At 33.4% G+C, this 19853-nt stretch carries 18 protein-coding genes; 16 read left to right on the top strand and 2 right to left on the bottom strand.

Annotation, left to right across the window (positions count from 1 at the left end):
• Positions 1-1085: 1085 nt before the first annotated feature.
• From AST02_RS04930 to AST02_RS04880, 11 genes are all read left to right on the top strand, one after another.
• Positions 1086-1280, top strand: coding sequence for a helix-turn-helix domain-containing protein (locus tag AST02_RS04930; protein WP_069816107.1), 195 nt, complete (start codon positions 1086-1088; stop codon positions 1278-1280).
• 89 nt (positions 1281-1369) lie between these two features.
• Positions 1370-2062, top strand: a complete 693-nt coding sequence (locus tag AST02_RS04925; RefSeq protein ID WP_069816105.1) for a GNAT family N-acetyltransferase — start codon at positions 1370-1372, stop codon at positions 2060-2062.
• Positions 2063-2322: 260 nt separating this feature from the next.
• Positions 2323-2811 carry a peptide deformylase gene (locus tag AST02_RS04920; RefSeq protein WP_056935551.1) on the top strand — a complete coding sequence of 163 codons (489 nt, stop codon included), beginning with the start codon at positions 2323-2325 and terminating at the stop codon, positions 2809-2811.
• Positions 2804-3736: a methionyl-tRNA formyltransferase gene (gene fmt, locus AST02_RS04915; RefSeq protein WP_069816484.1), complete on the top strand. Its 933-nt coding sequence runs from the start codon at positions 2804-2806 to the stop codon at positions 3734-3736. The genes AST02_RS04920 and fmt overlap by 8 nt, the downstream gene beginning before the upstream one ends.
• A gap of 2 nt (positions 3737-3738) precedes the next feature.
• A complete protein-coding gene (gene rsmB, locus AST02_RS04910; protein WP_256092382.1) occupies positions 3739-5046 on the top strand; it encodes a 16S rRNA (cytosine(967)-C(5))-methyltransferase RsmB in 1308 nt (435 codons plus the stop codon).
• A gap of 3 nt (positions 5047-5049) precedes the next feature.
• Positions 5050-6144, top strand: coding sequence for a 23S rRNA (adenine(2503)-C(2))-methyltransferase RlmN (gene rlmN / locus AST02_RS04905; RefSeq protein WP_002512298.1), 1095 nt, complete (start codon positions 5050-5052; stop codon positions 6142-6144).
• A gap of 4 nt (positions 6145-6148) precedes the next feature.
• Positions 6149-6892, top strand: a complete 744-nt coding sequence (locus tag AST02_RS04900; RefSeq protein WP_069816101.1) for a Stp1/IreP family PP2C-type Ser/Thr phosphatase — start codon at positions 6149-6151, stop codon at positions 6890-6892.
• Positions 6889-8937 (top strand): Stk1 family PASTA domain-containing Ser/Thr kinase, encoded by a 2049-nt coding sequence (pknB, locus tag AST02_RS04895; protein WP_069816099.1) that lies wholly within the window; start codon positions 6889-6891, stop codon positions 8935-8937. Before AST02_RS04900 ends, pknB begins: the two co-directional genes overlap by 4 nt.
• A gap of 230 nt (positions 8938-9167) precedes the next feature.
• Entirely contained in the window at positions 9168-10043 is an 876-nt protein-coding gene (gene rsgA, locus AST02_RS04890) for a ribosome small subunit-dependent GTPase A (RefSeq protein ID WP_069816097.1), read from the top strand.
• Complete coding sequence (gene rpe / locus AST02_RS04885) at positions 10044-10688, top strand: ribulose-phosphate 3-epimerase (protein ID WP_069816095.1); 645 nt, start codon at positions 10044-10046, stop codon at positions 10686-10688.
• A 5-nt stretch (positions 10689-10693) separates the two neighbouring features.
• Positions 10694-11329: a thiamine diphosphokinase gene (locus tag AST02_RS04880; protein ID WP_069816093.1), complete on the top strand. Its 636-nt coding sequence runs from the start codon at positions 10694-10696 to the stop codon at positions 11327-11329.
• Positions 11330-11435: 106 nt separating this feature from the next.
• On the opposite strand, the gene rpmB is transcribed toward AST02_RS04880, so the two are convergent.
• Entirely contained in the window at positions 11436-11624 is a 189-nt protein-coding gene (rpmB, locus tag AST02_RS04875) for a 50S ribosomal protein L28 (protein WP_002507894.1), read from the bottom strand.
• Between the two features lie 251 nt (positions 11625-11875).
• On the opposite strand from rpmB, the gene AST02_RS04870 reads away from it, so the two are divergent.
• From AST02_RS04870 to recG, 5 genes are all read left to right on the top strand, one after another.
• Positions 11876-12247: an Asp23/Gls24 family envelope stress response protein gene (locus AST02_RS04870; protein WP_069816091.1), complete on the top strand. Its 372-nt coding sequence runs from the start codon at positions 11876-11878 to the stop codon at positions 12245-12247.
• A 14-nt stretch (positions 12248-12261) separates the two neighbouring features.
• Entirely contained in the window at positions 12262-13914 is a 1653-nt protein-coding gene (gene fakA, locus AST02_RS04865; RefSeq protein ID WP_069816089.1) for a fatty acid kinase catalytic subunit FakA, read from the top strand.
• Between the two features lie 502 nt (positions 13915-14416).
• Positions 14417-15082, top strand: a complete 666-nt coding sequence (gene sdaAB, locus AST02_RS04860) for an L-serine ammonia-lyase, iron-sulfur-dependent subunit beta (protein WP_069816087.1) — start codon at positions 14417-14419, stop codon at positions 15080-15082.
• 13 nt (positions 15083-15095) lie between these two features.
• Complete coding sequence (gene sdaAA / locus AST02_RS04855; protein WP_057511997.1) at positions 15096-15965, top strand: L-serine ammonia-lyase, iron-sulfur-dependent, subunit alpha; 870 nt, start codon at positions 15096-15098, stop codon at positions 15963-15965.
• Positions 15966-15967: 2 nt separating this feature from the next.
• Positions 15968-18013, top strand: a complete 2046-nt coding sequence (recG, locus tag AST02_RS04850; RefSeq protein WP_069816085.1) for an ATP-dependent DNA helicase RecG — start codon at positions 15968-15970, stop codon at positions 18011-18013.
• A 78-nt stretch (positions 18014-18091) separates the two neighbouring features.
• Here the strand turns inward: recG and AST02_RS04845 are convergent, their stop codons facing one another.
• Positions 18092-19651, bottom strand: a complete 1560-nt coding sequence (locus AST02_RS04845) for a M4 family metallopeptidase (protein ID WP_069816083.1) — start codon at positions 19649-19651, stop codon at positions 18092-18094.
• Positions 19652-19853: the final 202 nt, after the last annotated feature.

Genomic DNA, 19853 nt, shown 5'->3' with positions numbered 1-19853 from the left:
TAAAGGATATTGTGGAAATAAAATAAAAATAATGTTAATTTGAGTATAGGGTTTGCGAAGGCCCCTAACTTTTTATTGTTTAACTCTTTTCCGTATACTTTTAAGTGTACAGTCGCCTTTCGAGGCGGCTATTTTTTATGCAATAAAATAACCCACCTAAATTAATAGATGGATATTTTAAGGGCAAAAAAAGGGCAGATTAATTAGAAAAGGGCGAACACTGTGGGAATCCATAAACAGTGTAATACCCTTAAAACATTGATATGACAGTGTTTATAGACGCTGTGAAACAATGACAAAACAGACTTTTTAATCCCCAAATGATGATGTAAGTAATTTGGTTGAATATATTGACTACAGGTGATCCAAAGTTTACAGCGGTTTGTATAATTAAATAAATTTCAAAAAAGGACAAATAGTTTAACTTGAGACGTTTTTAAAGTCTTAGTTAACTGTTTGTCTTTTTTAGTGTTATATATATGAATGATTGTTTACAATGTCGGTTAATATATGTGGCATCCGTCGATTTGCATCAGTGAAATACTATATTGGAGGAGTTTTTGTGAGGAAAATACAAATCATTAATATTGCTAATGATTATAAATAGCATCTATAAAGGGGAATAAATACGCTAAAAACATAAGTATTACTAGAATAGCTATAAACCAGTTTTCTTTATCCAAACTTATTCATCCTTTGTAAAAGTATATGGTAACCATATTATAAAAGAATAACTAAAATCAATAACATAGGGTGAATGTAATTAAATCTTTAAGTTAAATTAACAATGTTATTAAAAGTAAATAGCGAGCTACCATTTATTATAAAGGTCTTTTTAACTTTTTATTTTTAAAATTAAAAATGTCTATAACAATTGTTATGTATGTAATTTTAATATATAAAAAACATATCAAATTTAAAATTTGCATTTAATGCTTTGTACAGTTATATTGAATAGTAACGAGTCCAATATAAATTGATATCGAACTTATTTAAAATAAAGGTCTGAGATTTTAAAATCAACAATAAAATACAATGGTGGGTATTTTTCATCATGTAAATATAATATCTAAGGGGATTTGTCTATGAGTTTAATGAATATGAGAGAAGCTACAGGATTAAGTATAGTTGAATTATCAAATCGCATCGCATCTTTATATAATACGAAATTAAGTCCTGAATTAATTGAACGCATAGAAAGTAAGCAAACGAAATTAAAAAATGAAGATGCACAAATATTGGCCGAATTTTTTAATACAACCTCTGAAGATTTAATGTAAATCAAATAGACTTAAAAATTCATCCAAATGAGTGTATAATGAGCTATAAATTTCGGCATAGTACGAGTCAATAAAGGGGCGGTATGGCAATGGTATATAATGAATACAATCAACCAATTGGTGATATAATAAATGATTTTGAATTGCCAGGTTTTCCTGAAGCAAAGTCATTGAAAGGACAATATAGTCGCTTGGAAAAATTGTCAACACAACATATCGATGATTTATTCAATCATTTTAGCGTAGAAGAAGATGCGCCGAATTGGACATATCTACCTGATGAACAAACTCAAGATTTTAACCAATTTAAAGTCTACATAAATAATAAAATTCAATCGAAAGACCCCTATTTCTTTTCAATTATTGACAACGAAACGGATGAAGCGGTTGGTATTTTGTCATTGTTAAGAATAAATCAAAAAAATGCCTCAATCGAAGTGGGCCATATTCATTATTCAAATGTTTTAAAACAATCACGTATTGCTACTGAGGTCCAATATTTATTAGCAAATTATGTATTTGAAACATTAGGTTATAGAAGATATGAATGGAAATGTGATGCTTTGAATCAACCTTCTATTAAGGCGGCCAAAAGACTTGGATTTAGATATGAAGGTATCTTTAGAAATCATACAATTTATAAAAATAGAAATAGAGATACATGTTGGTTATCTATGATAGAAAGTGAATGGTATGAATATAAAATTAAGTTTGAAAAATGGCTGAATCCTTATAATTTTGATGAGTTTGGCAAACAGCTCACTAGATTGTCTATGGACTAGAAGAAAGAAAACCAAAATTTATATAACCGAAGTATATGTAAAACGAAGGAAATATTTTATTGTAAACCGATAAAATATTTCCTTTTTTTTCTTTGGAATTGTTAAGCTATATGTAGTATTAAAAACGCATGAAATATATTTTCAAATTGAAATATAAACGGCTAGTACAGCTATTTCAATTAGCTGTTGCACAATGCATGATGCATTTTTAGTCAAAATAAGTTATAATGATATGATGAATTTTTGTGAGGAGAAATATGATGACAATTAAGCAGCTTGTTACGAGTCAACACCCAATTCTAAAAAGATCAATACCTGATGTTACTTTATTTGACGCTCAATTAGCGGAGTTGTTACTCGATTTAGAAGATACAATGTATGACGTAGGTGCATCCGCTATATGTGCACCACAAATTGGTATATCGCAAAAAGTAGCGATTATAGATATGGAAGTAGATGGCTTGTTACAACTGATTAATCCTCAATTAATAAGCGAATCTAATGAGAAAGTTACAGATTTAGAAGGATCTATTAGTATACCTAACGTATATGGTGAAGTTACAAGAAGTAAAATGATCGTTGTTAAAAGTAATGATAAAAATGGTAATGAGGTTGAAATGACCGCATATGATGATATTGCACGTATGATATTACATATGATTGACCATTTTGAAGGTAAGTTATTTACTGAGCGCGTAAGTAAATTTTTAAGTGAAGCTGAAATGGAGGCGTATTTTGACAATGAGTAAAATAATATTTATGGGGACACCTGATTTTTCAACTAAAGTTTTAGAAATGCTAATTGCTGAACATGATGTAATCGCAGTTGTAACGCAACCTGATAGACCAGTTGGTAGAAAACGTACGCTTACACCACCACCTGTAAAAAAAGTGGCAGTAGCACATGACATTGCGGTCTACCAGCCAGAAAAATTAGCACAATCAGAAGACTTAAAAGTACTTATTGATTTAAATGCAGACCTAATCGTCACAGCAGCTTTTGGACAAATATTACCAGAAACATTATTAGCATCACCTAAACTGGGTGCGATTAATGTCCACGCCTCATTGTTACCTAAATATAGAGGTGGCGCTCCAATTCATCAAGCGATTATTGATGGTGAAAAGGAAACAGGAATATCTATTATGTATATGGTTAAAAAATTAGATGCTGGTGATATTATATCTCAACGCGCTATCGAGATAGAACAGCAAGATGATGTAGGTACGATGCACGAGAAATTGAGTTTTTTAGGTGCAAACTTACTGAAAGAAACGTTGCCATCTATAATAAGTGGCACGAACGACAGTATTGCTCAAAATGAAAGTGAAGCGACATTTGCCTCTAATATTAATCGTGAAGACGAGAAAATTGATTGGACACTTTCAGCAGAACAGATATATAACCATATTCGCGGCCTGTCACCATGGCCTGTTGCTTATACAGTAATGGATGACGGAAATTTAAAAATATATGCATCTAGAATTGAAAAAGATAAAACTGGAGAACCAGGTACGATTATAGAAACAACTAAAAAAGCAATTATCGTCGCGACTGGTTCCAAAGATGCTATTGCTTTAACAGACATACAAGTTGCAGGTAAAAAACGAATGCTTGCTGCAAATTACTTAAGTGGAGTGCAAACGCCACTCGTTGGGAAGGTATTATTATGACAATAGACACGAACGTAAGACAATTAGCGTTTGAAACTTTACAAGACATCATAAATGACAAAGCTTATAGCAATATCATCATTAATGAAGTTTTATCTAATAATGAATTAAATCGTGCAGATAAGGGATTATTTACTGAACTCGTTTATGGCACATTAAAAAGAAAATTTTCGCTGGATTACCTATTAAAACCTTTCGTTCAAACGAAGCTCAAAGGTTGGGTAAGACAATTACTATGGATGAGTATTTATCAATATGTTTATTTAGACAAGGTTCCTGAACATGCGATTATTAACGAAGCAGTAGAAATTGCTAAACGTAAGGGCGGACCGCATAACGGTAACGTAGTAAATGGTATATTACGTAATATTATGCGCAGTGATTTGCCAGACTTCACTGAAATCACTGATGATAAAAAAAGAATCGCTATCGAATACAGTTTGCCAAAATGGTTAGTAGATCATTGGTCGACACACTTTGGTATTGAAAAAACTGAAGCAATCGCGGAATCATTTTTAACAAAAGTAGCGACAACTGTACGTGTAAATTTAACAAGAATTTCAATTGAAGATGCAATTAGAAGATTAGTTGAAGATGATTATATCGTGGAACAAGATAACGAAATTGATACATGTTTGCACATCAGTGGCAAACCAATTATCGAATCACGTATGTTCAAAGATGGTTTAGTTTCTATCCAAGATAAAAGTTCTATGTTCGTTGCTGAATTAATGGGATTAACTGAGGGCGACGAAGTATTAGATGCATGTAGTGCGCCAGGTGGAAAAGCGTGTCATATTGCAGAAGTATTAAATGGCACAGGTCATATTGATGCAACTGATATCTATGAACATAAGATAGATTTGATAGATTTCAATATTAAAAAATTACGATTGTCTAACATTTCTGCTTTTGAACACGACGCGACTGAAAAATATGGTAAAGTGTATGATAAGATTTTAGTTGATGCACCATGTAGTGGCTTAGGTGTCCTAAGACATAAACCTGAAATTAAATATGAACAATCGCAACAATCGATTCAATCATTAGTTGAAATTCAATTGGAAATTTTAAATAATGTGAAAGATAATTTAAAACCAGGTGGCACGTTAGTCTATTCTACATGCACAATTGAACAATTAGAAAATGAGAATGTAGTATATACATTTTTAAAAGATAATAAAGATTTTGAATTTGACACATTTGAACACCCGATTACTGGAGAAAAAGTGAAAACGATGCAAGTACTACCTCAAGATTTCAACTCTGATGGCTTTTTCATTACTAGGATTAGAAGAAAGGAAAATTAAATTATGATTACTGAAGAAAAGAAGAAAAAGAATAAGTTTCTTCCCAATTTTGAAAAGCAGTCCATTTATTCAATTAGATATGACGAGATGCAAGATTGGTTGATACAAAATGGTCAGCAAAAATTCAGAGCGAAACAAATTTTTGAGTGGCTTTACGAAAAACGCGTAGATAGCATCGACGAAATGTTGAATTTATCTAAGGAACTTAGAGAAGTTTTAAAAGAAAGTTTTACAATGACAACTATGACGACAGTCGTTAAACAAGAGAGCCGAGACGGTACAATCAAATTTTTATTTGAACTACAAGATGGCTATACAATTGAAACAGTTCTTATGAGACATGAATATGGGAATTCAGTATGTGTGACGACACAAGTAGGTTGCCGTATTGGTTGTACGTTCTGTGCATCTACATTAGGTGGATTGAAACGTAATCTAGAAGCGGGTGAAATAGTATCGCAAGTACTTACTGTTCAAAAAGCACTAGATGAATCAGAAGAACGCGTATCACAAATTGTTATCATGGGTATTGGTGAACCGTTTGAGAACTATGATGAAATGATGGATTTCTTAAAAATTGTCAATAACGATAATGGGTTGAATATTGGTGCTCGTCACATTACGGTATCAACTTCAGGTATTATTCCACGTATATATGATTTCGCAGATGAAGACATTCAAATTAATTTTGCTGTGAGTTTACACGGTGCAAATGATGAAATACGTTCTAGATTAATGCCTATTAACAGAGCATACAACGTTGAAAAATTAATGGAAGCTATTAATTATTATCAAGAAACAACAAATAGACGTATTACGTTTGAGTATGGCTTGTTTGGTGGCGTTAATGATCAACTTGAACATGCTAGAGAATTAGCGCATTTAATTCAAAACTTAAATTGTCATGTTAATTTAATTCCTGTTAACCACGTACCGGAACGTAATTATGTTAAAACACCTAAAGAAGACATATTTAAATTTGAGAAAGAATTAAAACGTTTAGGTATTAATGCAACAATTAGACGTGAACAAGGTGCAGATATAGATGCTGCGTGTGGTCAATTAAGAGCGAAGGAACGAAAAGTAGAAACGAGGTAGAGACATGCTAAAAGCACAATTTTTTACTGACACGGGACAATATCGTGATAAAAATGAAGATGCAGGTGGCGTATTTTATAATCAAACAGAGCAACAGTTATTAGTGCTCTGTGATGGTATGGGCGGACATCTTGCAGGTGAAGTCGCAAGCCAATTTGTAACCAATGAACTGCAAAGTCGATTTGAAGAAGAAAATCTCATCGAGGCAGATCAAGCTGAAGATTGGTTGAGAACAACACTAAAAGCGATTAACCGTGAATTATATCAATTGTCAGTAGAAAATCCAAAATATCAAGGTATGGGTACGACTTGTGTTTGTGCATTAGTATTTGATAATTATGTAGTTGTTGCAAATATTGGGGATTCACGTGCGTATTTAGTGAATAGTAGAGATATTGAACAAATTACGAACGATCACTCATTCGTGAATCATCTTATGATGATAGGCCAAATTAGCGCTGAAGAAGCGTTTACGCATCCACAACGCAATATTATTACGAAAGTGATGGGTACGGATAAATTAGTTACGCCAGATATTTTTGTGAAAAAAACGAATTTTTATGACTTTTTAATGTTGAATTCTGATGGTCTAACTGATTTTGTTCGTAACCATATGATTCAAGAAGTATTAATTCAAGATAATGAATTAGAAACACAGGGACAAAATTTAATAGAACTTGCATTATCACAAGATACGAATGATAATGTAAGTTTAATTTTGGCTGAGATTGAAGGTGATAAAGTATGATAGGCAAATTAATAAATGAACGCTATGAAGTGATTAAAAAACTTGGTGGCGGTGGTATGAGTACTGTCTATCTTGCTGAAGACTCGATACTCAACCGACAAGTAGCAATTAAAGCAATTAGAATTCCATCGGGTGAAAAAGAAGAAACAATTAAACGTTTCGAGCGTGAAGTACATAACTTAACTCAACTTTCACACGACAATATTGTTAGTGTATTTGATGTAACAGAAAATGAAGAGAACTTCTTTTTAGTGATGGAATACATAAAAGGTCCAACATTATCAGAATACATTCAAGAAAATCGTCCATTAGATATTGAAACTGTGTTGAATTTTACGAGACAAATTATCGATGGTATCAAGCATGCGCATGATACTAAAATTGTTCACCGTGATATAAAACCACAAAACATTTTGGTGGAAAAAGATAAAACTTTAAAAATATTAGATTTTGGTATTGCTAAAGCGTTAAGTGAAACAACAATGACCGAAACGAATCATGTGTTAGGTACAGTACAGTATTTATCTCCAGAACAAGCACGAGGAGAGTCTACAGATAATGGAACTGATATCTATTCCATCGGTGTAGTATTGTATGAAATGCTTGTTGGGAAGCCTCCATTTTCAGGAGAAACCGCAGTAAGTATTGCAATTAAGCATATACAAGACCCGATGCCCAATGTTACTGAGCATCGTTCAGATGTGCCACAAGCTATAAGTAATGTTGTGCTAAAAGCAACTGAAAAAGATAGATCCGAACGTTATGAAACTGTTAAAGATATGCAAGAAGATCTTGATAGTGCACTATCAAAAAGTAGAGAGCATGAAGCGAAATATCTTTCAGATGATGCTAACACTAAAACAGTGCCTATAAATAAAGAAGAAATTGCTAATCAAACACAATCAGAAAATCAACATAAAAATATTAAAGAAACGATGCAAATCCCTATTGTGAATCAACAAAAATTCCAATCTAGTGAAGAGCATATATATGCAATGCCAACGAAACAACGTTCAAAGAAAAAGAAGTTTTTCTATGCTATTGTAATTATTCTTTTATTATTTGGCTTATTTGGTTTTATGGCTATGGGAATGTTTGGGAGTAAGTATTTAGAGACGCCAGACTTATCTGGTAAAACTGAAAAAGAAGCAGAAACAATATTAAAAGATAATAAATTAGAACTGGGTGATATTTCTCGTGAATATAGCGATAAATACTCTGAAAATAAAATTATTAAAACAACACCTAAAAAAGGTGAGCGTTTAGAGCAGAAGAGTAAGGTGGATATCGTTTTATCTAAAGGACCTAAATTAGCAAAAATGCCTAGTCTTTATGGTATCCCTAAATCAGAAGCGATGGATAAGTTGAAAGACTTAGGCATTAAAGACGCTAAAGTAAAACAAGCGTATACGAACCAAAATGTAGCTAAAGGATTAATCGAAGGACAAAACGTATCACCTGGCGATAAAGTTGAAGTGAATGATAGTAATATCGAATTAACTGAATCATTAGGTACAAAACAAGTTTATGTCGAAGATTATGAAAACAAATCTTTTAAAACTGCTAAGTCAGAATTAGAAGCTAAAGGCTTTAAAGTTGTAGTTAATGAAGAGCAAGACGACGACAAAGTTAAAAAAGATCACGTTATCAGCCAATCACCAAAAGGTGAAGAAGTTGATGAAGGTTCAACGATTGGATTCACAGTTTCTAAAGGAGCACCTGAGGAAAAAGATGAAGACAAGGACAAAGACAAAGAAGATTCTGATAAAAAAGATGAAGATAAGTCTAAAGATGATGAACTAGACAAGACGTATACAGAGACATATCAGGTACAGTATACGGGTGATGATGATGAGAGCCAAGAAGTCAAAGTTTATGTAAGAGATAAAGATGACGAAGGCGATTCAGCTTCACAGACGTACAAGATAAAAGAAAACAAAACAGTAAAAATCCCAATGACAATTCAAAAAGGCGAGACGGCAGGATATACCATTCGCGTTGACGATAAAATCGTCGCTGATAAAGATATTCCATATGATTTTTAGCCAAAGCTTATGATCCGAACTTGCACTTAACGAACGAAGTAAGTTTAGTGTTGCTAATTTACCTTTACCAATATAAGTAAACACCATTTCAACTGATATAAAGTCTGTTGAAATGGTGTTTTATTTTATAGGTTTTATTATTTTTATACGAAATAGTCTTAAATCATATTTAAATTAAAAAGGCTTTGCTATAATATATAAGATAATAGTTTTTAAAGAGAGGTGTCTAAGTGAAGACAGGACGCATTATAAAATCATTAAGTGGCGTTTATCGTGTAGATGTAGAAGGGGAACTATACGATACGAAACCACGCGGTTTATTCAGAAAAAATAAATTTTCACCGATCGTTGGTGATCTAGTTGATTTCGAAGTTGAGAATATAACAGAAGGATATATTCAATACGTTCATGATAGAAAAAATGAATTGAAAAGGCCACTTGTTAGCAATGTGGATCATCTTATATTAGTAATGAGTGCAGTAGAGCCTGATTTTTCAACGCAATTACTAGATAGATTTTTAGTCATTGCGCATTCATATCATATGCGCCCGCGTATGCTCATAACTAAAAGAGATTTAGCCTCAGCAGAAATGCAGCAAAAAGTTATGCAATTGTTAAATGTTTATGAAAATATGGGCTATAAAACACAATTCATTAGTATCGATGATGATATTGAACCTGTTTTTGCTGCTTGGGGAGAAGGACTTGCTGTATTAAGTGGTCAATCAGGTGTCGGCAAATCAACACTATTAAATAAATATTTTCCAGAACTGAATATTGAAACACAACATATTTCAAAAGCGCTTAACCGCGGTCGCCATACTACAACACATGTAGAACTTTTTGAACGAAGCCATGGTTATATTGCAGATACGCCTGGGTTTAGTGCGTTAGATTTTACACATATCCAAAAAGACGAATTAAAAAATTACTTTATGGAGATTAATGAATACGGCGAACAGTGTAAATTTAGAGATTGTAATCATATTAATGAGCCGAAATGTAACGTGAAAACAGAGTTGGAAAAAGGAAATATCGCACAATTTAGATATGATCATTACTTACAACTCTTTAATGAAATTGCAAATAGAAAGGAAAGATATTAAATGGCAAAACTTTATCCATCATTATTATCAACTGATTTTTTAAAATTACAAGAAGAATTAACAGCATTAGAAGAAGCAGGTGTAGACGGTGTACACTTTGATGTTATGGATGGCCAATTCGTGCCAAATATCTCGATTGGTTTACCGATACTTGAAGCAGTACGTAAAGGTACCAAACTGCCAATTGATGTTCATTTAATGATTGAAGAACCAGAAAAATATGTCGAATTATTTGCTGACTACGGTGCTGATATGATTTCAGTGCATGTAGAAGCAACACCTCACATTCATAGAGTGATAGAACAAATAAAGAATAAGCATGTAAAAGCAGGTGTTGTAATTAATCCTGGAACACCAGTCGATGCAATCTTACCAGTGATAAAAATGGTAGATTTTGTATTAGTGATGACAGTGAATCCTGGTTTTGGAGGTCAATCATTTATTAGTGATACTGTTGATAAATTAGATCAACTATCGAAAATCAAAGATGAATTAAATTTAGACTTTGAAATTGAAGTAGATGGTGGTATTAACAATGAGACTGTTGAAACTGTTATAAACCATGGTGCTACAATGTTAGTTGCGGGGTCATATTTTTTCAAACATGATGATTACAAAGTAGTAACTAAGACATTGAAAGGCTGAAGCTAATGAAAGTGAATTTATTGTGTGGTAATAGAAATTTGCCTGAAAGTTTATTAAACACTGAAACAGATGCGCATTGGATTGGGGTTGATCGAGGAGCGTTACTTTTGATAGAAGCAGGAATAACACCTCGATTCGCTGTAGGTGATTTTGACTCAATTACTAGTGAAGAAAAAGCATTTGTTGAAAAAAGAATTGACATTAATCCATTTAATTCGGAAAAAAATGATACAGACTTAGCTTTAGGTATTGATCAAGCAGTGACCAATGGTTATAAAGAAATTTGTGTTTATGGTGCTACAGGCGGTCGATTAGATCATTTTATGGGTGCATTACAAATTTTAGAAAAACCAGAATATACAGAGCAAAATATTGTCATAAAACTTATTGATGTGAATAATGAAATTCAATTTTTAAAAACAGGATCATATACGATTCAGAAAAATGACAATTATCGTTATATCTCATTTATTCCAGTTACGTACCCTACGATTATCTCGTTAAATAATTTTAAATATAATCTTGAAAAGGAACAACTTAAACTTGGATCTACGTTAACGATTTCCAACGAACTCAACCAAGCAGAAGGTAATGTGAATATTACTGAAGGTAATGTATTAATGGTGAGAAGTAAAGATTAAAATACAACGACAAATAATGCTCAAGTTTATGAATTAATTTAAATGAGCGCATAAAAAAAGACCAATCCTCCACATAAGGACTGGTCTTTTTCGTGCATTATATTTATTAAACTCTAGTTACTTTACCAGATTTTAAAGCACGTGCAGAAACCCAAACTCTTTTTGGTTTTCCGTCTACAAGAATTCTAACTTTTTGAAGGTTAGCATTCCATCTTCTTTTAGAAGAATTTAAAGCGTGAGAACGATTGTTTCCAGTTGAAGCTTTACGACCTGTTACGAAACATTGTTTGCCCATGAAAGTACCTCCTTTAATAAATATAAATACACGCATCTACTACATACTTGAATAATGTACCACAAATAAAAATGGATGTAAATAAGAAGAATGATTTTTTCTATTTACATAGATTCTACTTTTGTTAAAATCAAATTATGGTATAATTATAAACTGTGGATAAATGTAGAAATTTGCTTAATTAGATAAATTATATTATTTGTTAATTTTATAGTTAATTAAACAACCATAAACTAGGAGGCCCAATTTAAATGACATTAGAAATCACAAATGATTATGGTAGTATAGACATTTCAAACGAAGTAATAGCTTCAGTTGTGGGTAGCAAAGCAGTAGAATGTTATGGGATTGTAGGAATGGCTTCTAGACAACAAGTAAGAGATGGAATTGCTGAAATATTAGGGCATGAAAATTATTCTAAAGGTATTGTTGTAAGAGAAGGCGATGGCGTTATAGATGTTGATATGTATATCATTGTAAGTTATGGTACTAAGATATCTGAAGTAGCGAGCAATTTACAGTCAACAATAAAATACACATTAGAGCAAACATTAAAAGTAAAAGTAAATTCAATAAATATATTTGTACAAGGTGTTCGAGTTAATAATGGCACTAAGAACTAGGAGGACAATACGGAATGGTTAGCAAAATAAATGGTAAATTATTTGCCGAAATGATTATACAAGGGGCACAAAATTTATCAAATCATGCAGACTTGGTTGATTCATTAAATGTGTATCCAGTACCAGATGGAGATACAGGGACAAATATGAATTTAACGATGACATCTGGAAGAGAAGCAGTGGAAGAAAACTTGTCGCAGCATATCGGTGAACTAGGGAAAACCTATTCAAAAGGTTTGTTAATGGGCGCTAGAGGGAACTCTGGGGTCATCTTATCACAACTATTTAGAGGTTTTAGTAAAAGTTTAGAAGCGTATGATGAGATCAATGCACAGCAATTAGCAGAAAGTTTCAAAGCCGGTGTAGAAACTGCATATAAAGCAATTATGAAGCCTGTAGAAGGTACGATATTAACTGTAGCTAGAGATGCTGCAGATGCTGCTATGCGCAAAGTAGAAGAAACTGAAGATTGTATCGAATTGATGACATATATTTTAGAAGAAGCAGAAATCTCACTAGAAAACACGCCTAATTTATTACCCGTATTAAAAGAAGTGGGTGTAGTAGATAGTGGTGGTAAAGGTTTGGTTGTCGTTTATGCTGGTTTCCTTAAAGCATTAAAAGGTGAAACGGTAAGTGCTGAAACAGCTAAATTAGATAAAGATTCGTTAGTTAATGAAGCCCATGATTTTCATGGTGTAATTAATACTGAAGATATCGTTTACGGTTACTGTACAGAAATGATGGTACGTTTCGGGAAAAATAAAAAAGTATTTGATGAACAAACATTCAGAGAAGATATGAGTACATATGGTGACTCATTATTAGTCATTAACGACGACGAAATTGTTAAAGTACATGTACATAGTGAAAAACCAGGTGATGTGTTTAATTATGGCCAACAGTATGGAGAACTTATTAAATTAAAAGTAGAAAACATGCGTGAACAACACCGAGAAGTTGTAAAAAAAGAACAAGTAGGTCAAAGAGAGACTCAAACACCTGAAACAGTTGAAACCGCAGTTATTGCTATTTCAATGGGAGATGGTATATCTGATTTGTTCAAATCAATGGGTGCAACACATATGATTAGTGGTGGTCAAACAATGAATCCATCAACTGAAGATATCGTTAAAGTAATTGAACAGTCACAATGTAAACGCGCAATTATTTTACCTAATAATAAAAATATTATGATGGCGAGCGAACAGGCTGCAAATATCGTAGGTGCTGAAGCTGTCGTTATCCCAACTAAATCTATACCACAAGGCATTGCAGCACTGTTTAATTATGATGAATCAGATGCGCTTGAAGCTAACAAAACACGCATGGTTGAATCACTTGAAGCAGTGAAATCAGGTTCAGTAACATATGCTGTAAGAGATACAAAAATTGATGGTGTTGAAATTAAAAAAGATGCGTTTATGGGCTTAGTTGAAGACAAAATCGTTACGAGTAACGAAAATGAATTTGAAACTGTTAAAGGTTTATTGTCTGAAATGATTCAAGATGATAGTGAAATCATTACGATGATTATCGGCGAAGATGCAAATGCATCATTGACTTCGGATATTGAAACTTGGCTTGAAGCATCTTATCCAGAAGTAGAATTAGATCAACATGACGGCCAACAACCTGTATATCAATATCTATTCTCTGTAGAATAAATATATTTATTGAACACTTGTATATATGAATAGCTTCCACTTTAGGAAGCTATTTTAAATTGTCGACAAGGTCTAAAAGCTTTGTTGACAATTTTTTTGTGCACGTTTTCTGTGAGTAGAACTATAGCTTCACGATATATTACATACTTGCTTCACTAGGATATGACCTCAACCTATAGGCTGCGATTTGTTTTGGATTATTCGTATCATGGCAGGCGTCTTAGATGAAAAAAGTTCATAAACTAAAAAATATAGAGTTAGTCTACTAAGGATAAATTTTGTGACAGTAATTATTTTATTGTATGTAAAGATTTGTATAATTAAATTAAAAGTAAACATTTTTATTTAATTAAACCTTATACAACATTATTCTTCTTTTAAATGAGAATAATGCAACCAGTATTGGTTTATAATGTCTTGCTTAATTGTTATAATGAGTTGCATGCATATAAATGTAAGCGCATTACATTAGAAACATTAAAAATAAGAGTGGGGTATAATTATGAAATATAAAACAGTTTTCGATATTATAGGACCTACAATGGTGGGGCCGTCTTCATCTCATACTGCTGGTGCAGTAAGAATTGGATTAGTAGCAAAAGATTTATTTAATCAATTGCCAAAACAAGTTGATATCTATCTTTATGGTTCATTTATGGAAACGTACAAAGGACATGGTACAGATGTAGCACTTGTTGGTGGTTTGCTAGGTTATGATACAGATGATGACCGCATACAAACAAGTTTAGAAACAGCTGAGCAAATGGGAATGAAAGTGAATTTTATAGAAATGGCTGAAGAAAGATCACATCCTAACACTGCTATTATCAATATGAGAGATGCTGATAAAGAAATTTCTGTTGAAGGTGTTTCTATAGGTGGCGGTAAAATTGAGGTAGTTGCTATTAATGGATTTAATATTGCGATAAGCGGTAATTATCCAGCACTGCTTGTGTTTCACAAAGATACTTTTGGCACGATTGGTCGTGTAGCAAATATTTTAGGTGATTCTAGTATCAATGTGGGGAGTATGCAAGTTTCTAGAAAAGAAAAGGGCGACCAAGCGTTAATGACTTGTGAATTAGATGAATCTGTGACAGATGAAATTATAGATAAAATTAAAAACGTCGAAGGTGTAGTGACAGTTTCACTCATGGGCGACGCCTAATGGAGGGTAACGCATGTTTAAAAGTGTGAAAGAACTAGTAGAAAAATGTGAAACAGAAAATAAAAAAATTCATGAAATCATGCTAGAGCAAGAAATGGAAGTAACTGGCTTATCCGAAGCTGATATTTATGCCGGCATGGATAAAAACTTACAAACGATGGAAAATGCACTTGATGAAGGGTTAGAAGGCGTAACTTCAACTACTGGATTAACTGGTGGAGATGCTGTGTTAATCAAAAATTATTTGAAGACAGGTAAATCATTAGCTGGACCAACTTTATTGGATGCAGTGAGTAAAGCAGTTGCAACAAATGAAGTCAACGCAGCAATGGGTAAAATTTGTGCAACACCTACTGCCGGCTCTGCAGGTGTAGTACCAGGCGTATTATTTGGACTCAAACCACGCCTTGAACCTACAAGAAAAGATATGTTGAACTTCTTACTTACCTCTGGTGCGTTTGGTTTTGTAGTGGCAAACAATGCATCAATTTCAGGTGCAGCAGGCGGTTGTCAGGCAGAAGTAGGTTCTGCTGCAGCGATGGCAGCAGGTGCAACCGTAGAACTTGCTGGCGGAACGCCACAACAATCGGCTGAAGCTTTTGCAATTTGTTTGAAGAATATGCTAGGTTTAGTATGTGACCCAGTAGCTGGCTTAGTTGAAGTGCCTTGTGTGAAGAGAAATGCTGCAGGTGCATCAAACGCAATTGTCTCTGCTGATATGGCTTTAGCAGGTGTAACTTCAAGAATTCCCACAGATGAAGTGATTGAAGCAATGTATAAGATTGGCCAAACGATGCCATCAGCATTGCGTGAAACTGGTCGTGGAGGTTTAGCTGGTACACCAACAGGTCAGCGTCTAAAACAAGAAATATTTGGTGATTAAAAATGTCAAAAGTCAATTTAATAGATAGTCCCTTTCCTTTATCACAGATAAAAGGGCTGGGCCCGAAAAGGTTGTCCGTATTAAATGAATTAAATATCCATACTGTAGAGGATTTAATTTTATATTTACCAACCCGTTACGAAGATAATACAGTAATTGACTTGAATACGGCCGAAGATCAAGCGACAGTGACAGTGGTAGGAGAAGTATATTCGACGCCTACTGTCGCTTTTTTTGGTCGTAATAAATCTAAGTTAACCGTACATATCATAGTCAATAATATTGCTGTAAAATGCACTTTTTTCAACCAACCATATTTAAAAAAGAAAATTGAATTGCATGGTACAGTTACGGTAAAAGGTAAATGGAATAGAAGTAAACAAGAGATAAATGGCAGTAGAATGTTTTTTAATCAACAAGAGACTCAAAACTCACAATTTGAACCTGTTTATCGTGTTAAAGAAGGCATTAAACAAAAACCATTGAGGGATATGATTCGACAATCGTTGGGAGAAGTCACTATACATGAATGGCTCTCTGATGAATTGAGACAAAAATATAAATTAGAATCATTAGAGGATACGATTAAAGCGTTGCATTTTGCCACAGACAAGGCATCTTTGCTTAAAGCACGTAGAACATATGCTTTTACAGAATTATTTATGTTTGAGTTACGAATGCAATGGTTAAACCGATTAGAGAAAACATCAGATGAAGCGATTGAAGTAGATTATGATATCAATTTAGTGAAATATTTCATAGACAGCCTTCCATTTGAACTCACTGACGCGCAAAAGCATAGTGTTAATGAAATATTCAGAGACTTAAAAGCACCAATAAGAATGCATCGTCTCTTACAAGGTGACGTGGGTTCAGGTAAAACTGTCGTAGCAGCAATCTGTATGTATGCACTGAAAACTGCGGGATTTCAATCAGCATTGATGGTGCCTACTGAAATATTAGCGGAACAGCATGCAGAAAGTTTAGTTGGAATTTTCGGTGACAGGATGAATGTGGCCTTACTTACAGGTTCAGTAAAAGGTAAAAAACGAAAGTTGCTACTAGAGCAACTACAAAATAATGAAATTGATTGTATTATCGGCACACACGCCTTAATACAAGATGATGTAGTATTTAATAATGTAGGTCTAGTAATAACAGATGAACAACATCGTTTTGGTGTGAATCAACGTCAATTGTTGAGAGAAAAAGGTGCGATGACTAACGTCCTTTTCATGACAGCTACACCCATTCCACGAACATTAGCTATATCCGTTTTTGGTGAAATGGATGTGTCATCCATTAAACAATTACCAAAAGGCAGAAAGCCGATTATTACTTCATGGTCCAAACATGAAGCTTATGAAAGTGTACTCAATCAAATGACTTCGGAATTAAAAAAAGGTAGGCAGGCATATGTAATTTGTCCTCTAATTGAAAGTTCTGAGCATTTAGAAGATGTACAGAACGTTGTTGAGTTGTATGAATCGCTACAGATATATTATGGTACTGAAAAAGTAGGGTTACTACATGGTAAGTTGCATTCAGAAGAAAAAGATAGAGTAATGCAGCAATTTAGTAATCATGAAATAGACGTTTTAGTATCTACAACCGTTGTAGAAGTAGGAGTGAACGTACCTAATGCAACGTTCATGATGATTTATGATGCTGATCGTTTCGGTTTATCTACTTTACATCAGTTAAGAGGGCGTGTAGGTAGAAGTGAACAACAAAGTTATTGTGTACTCATTGCTTCACCGAAAACAGAAACAGGTATAGAGCGCATGAATATTATGACACAAACGACAGATGGTTTTGAATTAAGTGAACGTGATTTAGAGATGAGAGGGCCTGGCGATTTCTTTGGTGTGAAACAAAGTGGTTTGCCTGACTTCTTAGTCGCAAATGTTGTTGAAGATTATAAAATGTTAGAAGTAGCAAGAGATGAAGCAGCTGAATTGATTCAATCGGGTGTCTTTTTCGAATCTCAATATCAAATGTTGAGAACATTTGTTGAAGAAAACTTATTATATATGAGTTTTGATTAATAGAGAAAGTATAAAAAGCAGGGCCGAGACATGTATTTATGTCTCGGCCCCGTTCTTAAATTGAATGTATAATGTTTGTTAATTAACGCCTACGTCAGACCAAGCTTTTTCAATTGCTTTAGATGTTTCGCTATTCGTACCATAAAGGTGGTTAGAAGCTTCTTTTAATGATGCCTTTGCATCAGAAAATTGAGCGTTAGGCGTTAAATATTGTGTGAGTGCTAAATAATAAATTTGTTCAGCTTTTTCTTTGCCAATCGCATTAATTGTTAGGTATGCAGCTTTGTTAGGAATGCCACTATTGGTATGAACACCACCGCTATCTTGGCTGCCTTGTAAATATTGATCCATATGCGCAGGTTGGTTATACTGTTCTGGATTTTTCAAACTTCTTAATGCATCGCCATCTTTATTCGGTGTATAAACATCCTCACCGAGTAACCAATCGTCTGAATCAACAAAATAACCAAAAACGTCAGAGAAAGATTCGTTTAATGCACCCGATTGATGACTATACTCTAAACCTGCAGTGCGTTCTGTTACTGCATGTGTGAGCTCATGGGCAACGATATCATTCGCACCTGACAATGCCTTAAACGTCTGGCCGTCCCCGTCACCATAAATCATATATTGACCCGTCCAGGCGGCGTTATTAAAGTTTTTGTCATAATGAACGACCGAATCAATGTCACCGCCGTTATTATCATAACTGTTTCTATCATGTTTATTGAGGAAATAGTCATAGACTTCTTTGGCATAATAATGGGCATCTACGCCGGCGCGTTGTTCTTCTTTATTGAAATGATTGCTGTCATTTGTAATAGGTGAATAGGCATTTGTCGTTTCATTTGCAGTTTTAGTTTCTATGACTGCATCTTGAGAAGTATCGAGTAATGAATATGAATCATTTGCTTTTGTAACGCTTAAAGGTTGTTTTTCATCTCCATTAACGCCTGTACCTTTACCTTCAGTTGTTGCATTTTTAATAACGTTTTGTTTTTTTAATACTTCACCGGTAGTAGCATCAATTTGGATTTTCCAATGTGCTGCTTTAGGAGAAATATAATTAAGTTCAATATCATAAACAAGTCTTTGTTTATCACTATTTATATCAATATTGTTTTTACTGACAACAGGATAGCTTTTTATGTTTTTTACATCAGACTTTGCTTTGCCTATTGCTTCAAAAGCTTTGTTTTCAGCGTTAGCAGAAGATAATTTAGCTTCATTTTCTACTTTTATGTATGGTTTATCTACATTACCATTTATCAATGTTACTTTACCGTTTTTATTGACATGTACTTTGATTGTTGTGCCGTCTGATGTAATGTCGTTTACTTTAGGTTTCAATGCGTAATGTGTGACGCCAGTTTTATCTTGTTGTTTATCTATCACGTTATATTGTTTGAAAGCTTCTTTATTGATAGTTTCTTGTTTAGTCTTGGATGATTGGTTAACAAGAGATTGTGCATTATTTTGTAAAAATTGTTCTACATCTGCATCATTATTAATCGCAGGGGTATTTGATGACTCTAAACTTTCAGGCTTAATACTATTACTTTCTTGTGCATCAGCATAGCTTGTAGTGAAGGCTAATAATGAACATGACAGTAATGTAGTTGATAATATTTTTTTCATTAGATCCTCCTAAATAAAGTATCCAATTAATGGAATGATTTTTGGAAAATAAATATAATGAATCTTCAAAACAATTCAAATTATACATTTCAATTTTATTTAATTCAATATCTTAATAAATATTTATATAGAATGATTAGTATTTGTATTTATTTTGCTAATTAATCCCACTGAAAATCGTTTTAAACGTTATAATATTTTT

It is taken from the genome of Staphylococcus equorum (genome assembly GCF_001747895.1).
GTDB lineage: Bacteria > Bacillota > Bacilli > Staphylococcales > Staphylococcaceae > Staphylococcus > Staphylococcus equorum_A.
This window is presented reverse-complemented; position numbering and strand designations above follow the sequence as displayed.